The 9,286-nt window shown below is 44.7% G+C and carries 7 protein-coding genes; 3 read left to right on the top strand and 4 right to left on the bottom strand.

What is annotated here, in order from left to right; genetic code table 11:
- Positions 1-215: 215 nt before the first annotated feature.
- The 3 genes from BS63_RS0109895 to argF form a co-directional block, all read right to left on the bottom strand.
- Positions 216-806, bottom strand: a complete 591-nt coding sequence (locus BS63_RS0109895) for a hypothetical protein (protein ID WP_002960315.1) — start codon at positions 804-806, stop codon at positions 216-218.
- A 62-nt stretch (positions 807-868) separates the two neighbouring features.
- Positions 869-1,099 (bottom strand): DUF1797 family protein, encoded by a 231-nt coding sequence (locus BS63_RS0109900; RefSeq protein WP_002960316.1) that lies wholly within the window; start codon positions 1,097-1,099, stop codon positions 869-871.
- A 222-nt stretch (positions 1,100-1,321) separates the two neighbouring features.
- The gene (gene argF / locus BS63_RS0109905) at positions 1,322-2,296 is read right to left on the bottom strand and encodes an ornithine carbamoyltransferase (protein WP_002960317.1); all 975 of its coding nucleotides are present in this window, start codon (positions 2,294-2,296) and stop codon (positions 1,322-1,324) included.
- 216 nt (positions 2,297-2,512) lie between these two features.
- Here argF and BS63_RS0109910 point away from each other — a divergent pair, with 216 nt between their 5' ends.
- From BS63_RS0109910 to BS63_RS0109920, 3 genes are all read left to right on the top strand, one after another.
- A complete protein-coding gene (locus tag BS63_RS0109910; RefSeq protein ID WP_028798570.1) occupies positions 2,513-4,819 on the top strand; it encodes an ATP-dependent Clp protease ATP-binding subunit in 2,307 nt (768 codons plus the stop codon).
- A gap of 594 nt (positions 4,820-5,413) precedes the next feature.
- Positions 5,414-5,866 (top strand): NUDIX hydrolase, encoded by a 453-nt coding sequence (locus tag BS63_RS0109915; protein ID WP_002963345.1) that lies wholly within the window; start codon positions 5,414-5,416, stop codon positions 5,864-5,866.
- 65 nt (positions 5,867-5,931) lie between these two features.
- On the top strand, positions 5,932-6,234 hold the full coding sequence (locus tag BS63_RS0109920; RefSeq protein ID WP_002963344.1) for a DUF1827 family protein: 303 nt from the start codon (positions 5,932-5,934) through the stop codon (positions 6,232-6,234).
- Between the two features lie 114 nt (positions 6,235-6,348).
- Here BS63_RS0109920 and ileS read toward each other — a convergent pair whose 3' ends face one another.
- Positions 6,349-9,144, bottom strand: coding sequence for an isoleucine--tRNA ligase (gene ileS, locus BS63_RS0109925; RefSeq protein WP_002963343.1), 2,796 nt, complete (start codon positions 9,142-9,144; stop codon positions 6,349-6,351).
- Positions 9,145-9,286: the final 142 nt, after the last annotated feature.

Below are 9,286 nucleotides of genomic sequence, written 5' to 3' on the forward strand. Positions count from 1 at the left end.
AATTGGATAAACAACTATCCGAAGAAAATACTGGATTACAAATCCCCCAGAGAGGTTTTATCTGCTGGCTAACTTGGACTTGAAATTTGGCTTCCTGTATAATTTTTAAAAATCCTAGATCCGAGATAATAAAAAGCCAATTGGAACCTCCCGTTGCCCTGTCAGGAGATCAATTAGCCTATTGCTATAAAGATAAGTTAGCATGTGAAACAGTTTTAGAAGAAGGGCGAGTTCTCTTCTTCACCCTCTGTTTTACCAGCAAGTTGCTGGTTTTCTTGACTAGCATTTCGTGCCACCTGGTTATCACTGGTTGTCGCACTATTTGCAAGGCCTGAAGATGCAGAGTCCATACCGACAAACAGATTGAGAACAGACAGGACAAGACTAGCTAGCAAAAGAATTAAAATAAGCAGGAAGTAAATGCTTGACAAGAGAACTAAACCAGCAATAAGACAATAAAACATGAGGAGGTCAGCTAGTATTCCTAGGCAAGATGTTAGCCACTGCAAGACTTTATCTGTCCGCCTAAGTTTCAAAAATCGCATCAGATTAAACTGACCTAAAATAGCTGTCAAAGCGAGAAGCCCACAGGCTATCAGAATCAGCCATTCGCCGCTTTGCAGACCACCAACTTTCAAACCTGTCCAGAGGAAGCTAAACAAACTGGGATAGATGAAAGACTGTCGAGGTGTAACACCCATGAGCAGGACAAGAACTAGGACTATAAAACCTAGACTCGGTGCTGTATTCTTCAAGATTAAATAGGTTTGTGATTTGCTTGTCATTTGGTTTGCATTTTCTGTCATAATCTCCTCCGTTATGTCAAAAAAATCGGGCTACAAGTAGAGTCCGATTTCTAATATGGTGCTTAGTAAAGTAGGTCATAGATTTCCATAGCAACCAAGTCGATGCTATCGAAGGTATAAGTTTCACGCGCTTTAACATCACGCAATGTGAAAATAGGACCATTTTCAGGATCGTTGGCAAAAGAAACTTCCGCAACAACTTCGCCGTCACGTTCAAAATTTCGTTTTAAATTGCCTCCATCTGTCGTCATCAAATTGAGACGATCAATGATTCTCACCAAATGTGATTCCATGTAGATTCTCCTTAGCTAAGTACAAGAGGCTTGGAAAAGACTTTCCCCATTGACTACTTTTGACCCCTTGTTCCATTAATCTTTTAATCAGTCTTATTTTACCATAAACTAGGGAAATGAGATAGACCAAAGCCCCCAATTAGGCAAATTTAACCCTAAAATCTAGTGATTTTCATAGAAAAAAGAGGCCAACAGACTAAGATGGACCTCTCTTTAACTAAGTTAGTTCTCCTGGTAGGATTGATAGATAATAGCCTTGATGGCATGCATGCGATTTTCAGCTTCTTGGAAAATAAGGGAGCTGTATTTTTGGAAGACCTGATCAGTAATCTCAAGTTCACTGTAGCCGTATTTGTCATAGATGTCTTGGCCAATGCTGGTATTGAGGTCATGAAAGGCAGGCAGACAGTGCATGACAACTAGGTCTGGATTTTGAGCCAAATCTAGGAGTTCCTGATTGACCTGATAGGGCAGAAGCAGATCAATTCTTTCTTTGAAGTCCACATCCTCACCCATGGAGACCCAAACATCAGTGTAAATCATGTCCACACCCTTGACAGCTGCCATATCATCCGTCATCTCTAGCTTAGCCCCAGTATTGTGCTGCTGGGCCAAGTCTAGAACGTCTCGGTCGGGTTGGAGACTGGCAGGAGCAATAATAGTACAGTTGACTCCAAGGATGGCCGAAGTAACCAGAAGCGAATTGGCCATATTATTGCGGCCATCACCAATATAGGCGATGCTGAGGCCCTCTAAGCTGCCAAAATACTCCTTGAGGGTCAGGAAATCGGCAATCATCTGGGTGGGATGCCAGGTATCAGTTAAGCCATTCCAGACAGGAACACCGGAATATTTGGCCAGAGTTTCCACATCCTCCTGCTTAAAGCCCCGGTATTCGATACCATCAAACATGGATCCCAACACCTTGGCCGTATCGGCTACAGATTCTTTCTTGCCCAGCTGGGTTTCTCCTGCTCCCAAGTAGGTCACATTCATACCCAAGTCTTGGCCAGCCACCGTGAAGGCAGAACGGGTTCTGGTCGAGGTCTTTTCAAAGATGAGAGCGATGTTGAGGCCCTCCAAGTATTTGTGAGCCTGCTTAGTCTTTTTAAGGACCTTGAACTTGGCTGCTGACTCAATTAGGCCGAGTAACTCTTCTTTCGTAAAATCTATCTCTTTTAAAAATGATTTGGTCATAAGCTTTTCCTTTTTTGTATTTTTATACATGTATTCTACATTATTTTGGGAAATTGTCAAGTTGTTTTTGTATTTTATTCACTTTATTAAATTTAGCACTCTCATAGACAGTCTGCTAAAACCCAATCTTTTTACTTGCTTTCTATAGCTTGAGTGTTATAATAACAGCATAGGCTTTGACCAATATTGACTATAGGTCAAGATCGGAGGTTTCCTATGTTATGTCAAAACTGTAAGCTCAACGATGCGAGCATACATCTCTATGCAAATATTAATGGCCAGCAAAAGCAGATTGATCTCTGTCAAAACTGCTATCAAATCATGAAGGCTGACCCAGAAAATATTCTCAGTAGTAATTTAACCAGCCAAAATCCACAAAGTCATCAAAATCAATCTATGGATTCATTCTTTGATGATTTCTTTGGTGATTTAAACAATTTCCGTGCTTTTAATCCAGATCTACCTAACGCTCCCCAATCACAAGCGGGACGCAATGGTGGTGACGGGGGTAATCGTGGCGGCAATAACGGTGGAGGTAATCAAGGTCGCAGAGCTCAGGCTCAGCCCCAACAAGCTCAAGGTATCTTGGATGAGTTCGGGATCAACATTACTGATATGGCCCGCCGGGGTGACATTGACCCTGTTATCGGTCGTGACCAAGAAATTGTCCGCGTCATTGAAATTCTCAACCGTCGGACCAAGAACAACCCTGTCCTCATCGGTGAACCTGGTGTTGGTAAAACAGCTGTTGTTGAAGGCTTGGCTCAAAAGATTGTCGATGGTAGTGTCCCTCAAAAATTACAGAACAAACAAGTCATTCGTTTAGATGTGGTCAGCCTAGTCCAAGGCACCGGTATTCGAGGACAGTTTGAAGAACGGATGCAAAAGCTGATGGAAGAAATTCGCCAGCGGCAAGATGTCATCCTCTTTATCGACGAAATCCATGAAATCGTTGGTGCTGGTGGCACTTCTGACGGTAGCATGGATGCCGGAAATATCCTCAAGCCAGCCCTGGCCCGTGGTGACCTACAGCTGGTTGGTGCCACTACTCTCAATGAATATCGGATTATTGAAAAAGATGCGGCTCTAGAAAGACGGATGCAACCAGTCAAGGTGGATGAACCTTCCGTTGAAGAAACCATCACCATCCTGCATGGTATCCAACCCAAGTATCAAGACTACCATCATGTCAAATATACTGATGATGCCATCGAGGCTGCGGCTGTCCTGTCCAACCGCTACATTCAAGACCGCTTCCTGCCAGATAAGGCCATTGACCTTCTGGACGAAGCCGGCTCCAAGATGAATTTGACCCTTAACTTTATTGATCCTAAGGAAATTGACCAACGCTTGGTTGAGGCCGAAAATCTCAAGGCTCAAGCGACTCGCGAAGAGGACTTTGAAAAAGCCGCCTACTTCCGCGACCAAATTGCCAAGTACAAGGAAATGCAGTCCCAACAACTGGATGACCAAGATATTCCTGTTATCACAGAAAAGCATATCGAAGCCATCGTTGAAGAAAAGACCAATATTCCTGTCGGTGATTTGAAGGAAAAGGAACAGTCGCAACTGGTCAACTTGGCAGATGACCTCAAGTCCCGTGTCATTGGTCAGGACGATGCTGTCGATAAGATTGCCAAGGCCATCCGCCGTAATCGTGTCGGTCTGGGGGCTCCAAATCGTCCAATCGGTAGCTTCCTCTTTGTTGGACCTACCGGTGTCGGTAAGACTGAGCTGTCCAAACAGCTGGCCATTGAGCTCTTCGGCTCGGCTGACAGCATGATTCGTTTCGACATGTCCGAATACATGGAAAAACATGCCGTAGCCAAACTCGTTGGAGCCCCTCCAGGTTATGTGGGCTACGAAGAAGCTGGCCAATTAACTGAAAAAGTTCGTCGCAACCCTTATTCCCTTACCCTGCTGGATGAAGTGGAAAAGGCCCATCCTGATGTCATGCACATGTTCCTGCAAGTCTTGGATGATGGTCGCCTGACCGATGGTCAAGGTCGGACCGTCAGCTTCAAGGATACCATCATTATCATGACCTCAAATGCTGGTACTGGTAAGTCTGAGGCTTCCGTTGGTTTCGGAGCCGCCCGTGAAGGGCGGACCAATTCCGTCATGGGAGAATTGAGCAACTTCTTCAGTCCAGAATTCATGAACCGTTTCGATGGTATTATTGAATTCAAGGCCCTGAGCAAGGACAACCTTCTCCATATCGTGGATCTCATGTTGGATGATGTCAACAAGCGTTTGTCCAGCAATGACCTTCACCTGGATGTCACCGATAAGGTCAAGGAAAAATTAGTTGAACTGGGTTATGATCCCAAGATGGGGGCAAGACCTCTGCGTCGAACCATCCAAGATAATATCGAAGATGCCATTACCGACTTCTACCTAGAAAATCCTAGTGAAAAGAACTTCAAGGCCGTTATGACTTCGAATGGTAAGATCAGCATCAAGGCTGCCAAAAAGGCCGAGACGAGTGTCGCAGGTAAAAAAGAAAGGTCGTCTGAAAATTAGTTCAGACAGATAAGTCCTGACCCCAAGGTCGGGATTTTTGTAAGCTGGGGTAATTGATACTCTTTGAAGCTCAAAACTTTCAACTGACAGCTCTAGCCTGGTCATATCTCGCTAAAACGGCAGGGGACTTTAGCGGATGATGTGAAGAGAGAGTGGTACTTTTGATTTTAAGCCAGTATGATTTAACAAAAGTACGATTGAGCCCACTCCCAAGACTTGATTTTTAAGCAAGAGGCTGGCACGAAAGATCCTCACCTCGTTACTTTTTTCAACATTAAACAGTTTGACGCAGTGGTTGATTTGCGATGTAGCAAAGTCCTTATCCCTTGACATGCAAGTGATAGGTCCAACAGTCTGGGAGACTGTTGGAGAAAACCAAATCAACTGTGCGGGGTTGAGAAATAAAAAGTTGCAGTGTTCCTTGAATCCTGAGCCTAAAAACGAGAAAACGAAGATAGTCTGGGGATAGACTAGACTTCCCTTAAACCTTAAAATTGTAGAGTGAAGCAAATTGATTTCTTAGAAATTACGATTTTTGTCTCACTCCCTCATGTGTTATAATAAACTCAAGAAATATAGAGAAGAGGAATATCTATGTCCACTCCTACTTTTGGCCAAAAAGAGGCTGGTAAAAATTATATCGCCCGCTATGGGGTCTATGCCGTCATCCCCAACCAGGACCAAACCAAAATTATTCTGGTGCAAGCACCAAATGGCGCCTGGTTTTTGCCAGGTGGCGAAATCGAAGCTGGTGAAGATCAATTAAGTGCTCTCAAACGCGAGCTAATTGAAGAACTTGGTTTTGAGGCTGAACTAGGAAACTACTATGGCCAGGCTGATGAGTATTTTTACTCCAGCCATCGGGACACCTACTTCTACAACCCCGCCTACATCTATGAGGCAATTTCTTATACTGCCGTTGACAAGCCTCTTGAGGATTTCAATAATCTGGTCTGGTTCCCTGTCGAGGAGGCCATCAGCAAGCTCAAACGTGGCAGTCACAAGTGGGGGATTGAGGAATGGAAAAAATCTCACAAATCCCTCTGAGCGACCACTATTTTCCAAAAATAGTGCTATAATGTTACTATGCAAAGTTCATAAGGAGGTCTTCAATGAGACTAATAAACACAACGAGCAGCCACCCGTCGCTTGTTCGTAATCAGCTGCGTAATACCGATGCTGAATTAGTTGAAGTTTATTCCGCTGGTAACAGCGATGTCGTTTTTTCTAAAGCACCTGGTCACTATGAGCTCCTGATTTCCAACTGCCATCGGGCTATTAAGGATGAAGAAATTGAGAAGATTCGTGAATTCTTCTTCAAACGCAAGGTTAATCCTGACATCATTATTCCAGATAAAATCAAATCAAGCCACACAGAAAAATTGATTGAAATTTCAATCCCTACTGTCGAATAAAACCAATAGGTCACTCGCAAGAGTGGCTTTTTGTATACTTATTTCAACCGCAAAGAAAAGGCCTTACAACCTCTGAGGTCATAGAGCCTTTTATCATTCTCTTAAAAATCTAGTTTACTTAGCTTTGACTTCAAAGCCTTGAGCGACAGCTTGAGGGAAGTTGCTTTCAACAATGTCGGCACAGTGGTCACAGATAGTGACACCGTAAGGGCGTTCCTTGGTAGTGACATCGGTCCGACGGCAGCGATCACAGACCTGACCTTGGGCTTGTTGCACCGTGAAGGCCACATCCTCAAATGTCACAGCATCTGCCGATGCTGCTTCCTCTGTAATCGTCAGCTCCGATACAATTAGCAATTGAGCCAAATCGCTATCCAAGTTCTCCAAGTCCGCCTTAACTTCTGGGCTAGCATAAACAGTCAAATGTGCTTCCAAGGACTTACCAATCAGCTTGGCATTGCGGGCTTCTTCCAGAGCCTTTTGAGCTTGAGCTCGGAAGGTCATGAAGGCATCCCAGGCTTCCAGCAGGCTATCTTGATTAGCGAAATCTTTTGCCTCAGGCATTTCCGCCAATTGAACAAAGTCTTCAGCTTCCTGATCTAGATAGGACCAGATTTCTTCTGCCGTATGTGGCAGAATTGGTGTCAAGAGCTTGGTAATCTTTACCAAGATGTCATAGAAGACGGTCTGCATTTGCCGACGGGCCAAATTATCAGCCGCTTCAATATAGACAACATCCTTGGCAAAGTCTAGGTAGAAGGCTGATAAATCAACGGTCAAGAAGTTGTTGACAGCCTTATAGACATCCATGAAGCGGTAGTTTTCATAGGCCTTGGTGATGGTTGCCGCCAATTGGTTAAATTTGACCATCATGTATTGGTCAACTGGTCGCAAGTCTTCATAGGCCAGGGCTTGGCCCTTATCAAAGTCGCTGGTATTAGCCAGAAGGAAACGCAGGGTATTGCGAATCTTCCGGTAACTTTCAGAGACTTGACCTAGGATTTCCATGGATACCCGGACATCATTGTCAGTATCAACAGAAGCTACCCAGAGACGCAGGATTTCTGCCCCGTACTGCTTAGCTACATCATTTGGTGAAATGATATTTCCCTTTGACTTGGACATCTTTTCACCCTTACCATCGAGGACGAAACCTTGGGAAAGAACAGCCTTGTAAGGTGCATGGCCATTGGCAGCCACAGAGGTAATCAAAGACGAGTTAAACCAACCGCGGTATTGGTCAGACCCTTCCAGATAAAGGTCAGCTGGATAACCCAGACCTTCTCTTTGGTTCATAACCCCATTCCAAGAAGAACCTGAGTCGAACCAAACATCCATGATGTCAGTTTCCTTGGTAAATTGGCCATTTGGTGAACCAGGATGGCTGAAGCCTGCAGGAAGCAAGTCTTTGGCTTCCCAATCCCACCAAATAACAGAGCCATGTTCCGCAAAGAGAACAGCTACATGGTCGGTAACTTCCTTGGTCATGATAGCCGTGCCATCTTCTGCATAGAAGATTGGCAGGGGCACACCCCAAGCCCGTTGACGGGAGATTACCCAGTCGCCACGGTCACGAATCATATTGTAGAGACGAGTCTTACCCCAGCTAGGGAAGAAGTCTACTTTTTCAATTTCGTCCAAAATTTCTTGGCGGAATTTTGAAACGGAAGCAAACCATTGAGGGACAGCCCGCCAGATGATTGGCTTCTTAGTCCGCCAATCAAATGGATATGAGTGGGTGATTTCTTCTTTGGCCAGAAGCAAATCACCTAATTTTGCCAGAATCGTAGGCAGAACCTTGTCATAGAATTGGCCTTGGAAATCAGGTCCAGCTTCTTCGTTCATGATACCACGACTGTCAACGGTGACAGAGACCTCCAGACCATACTTAAGGCTAACATTATAGTCATCCTCACCAAAGCCAGGGGCGGTATGGACGATACCAGTACCAGAGTCAAGAGTAACGTGGTCGCCGACCATGACGATTTCTTCAACCTGGCTATCCCAAGGGTGTTCGGTGGTAATCAATTCTAGCTCAGCACCAGTATGCCGGTCCAGAACTTGGAAATCAGCCCAACCAAAGCGTCCAGCCAAATCATCCAAGAGTTCTTCGGCGACAACATACTTGCGGTCTTGACCAGCCACCTGCACGGTTACATAGCTGAAATCTGCACCAACGGTCAAACCACGAGAAGCTGTGATGGTAAATGGGGTGGTTGTCCAGACTACGATGTAGGTATCATTATCCAGCACTCCCTTGCCATCCTTGACCTTATTAGCATAGAAAAGGGAGGTTGAAACTAGATCATGGTATTCAATTTCGGCTTCAGCCAGAGCAGATTCAGATGACCAAGACCAATAGACTGGCTTAGCACCACGGTAGATATAGCCCTTGTCAGCCATAGCACCGAAAACCCGAATTTGGGCTGCCTCATAGTCATGTGTCAAGGTAACATAAGGATTTTCCCAGTCAGCCGAAACGCCTAGACGTTTGAAGTCTTCCCTTTGCTTGTCAACTTGGGAGAGAGCGTATTCCTTACACATTTCCAAGTACTGAGCACGAGGAATTTCTTTGCGTTTAACCCCTTTTTTGGCTAGGACTTGCTCAATTGGCAGACCGTGAGTATCCCAACCAGGATTGTAAGGAGCCCGATAACCCATCATGGATTTTGAGCGGATGATAATATCTTTAGAAATTTTGTTCAGAGCATGCCCGACATGGATATTTCCATTAGCGTAGGGAGGACCATCGTGCAAGAAGAAAGAAGGTTTCTTTGCATTCAGTTCTTGCCGTTTACCGTAAATGTTAGCTTCCTCCCAAGCTGCTTGCCACTTGGGTTCTTTGTTGGGAAGGCCAGCACGCATAGGAAAAGCTGTTTTCCCAAGATTCAAAGTCTCTTTTAATTTCATAAATACACCTTTCGTTTTAATACTCAATGAAAATCAAACCTTGCCCAGGCAAGGAGCCACAGGCTATACCGAAGTAGGGTAGAGTGTATTATACCCAATTAAAATCAAAGTTAGCATCTTTGATACTTTCTAACGTAGCAAG

The organism is Streptococcus sobrinus DSM 20742 = ATCC 33478 (assembly GCF_000686605.1).
GTDB classification, from domain to species: Bacteria; Bacillota; Bacilli; order Lactobacillales; family Streptococcaceae; genus Streptococcus; species Streptococcus sobrinus.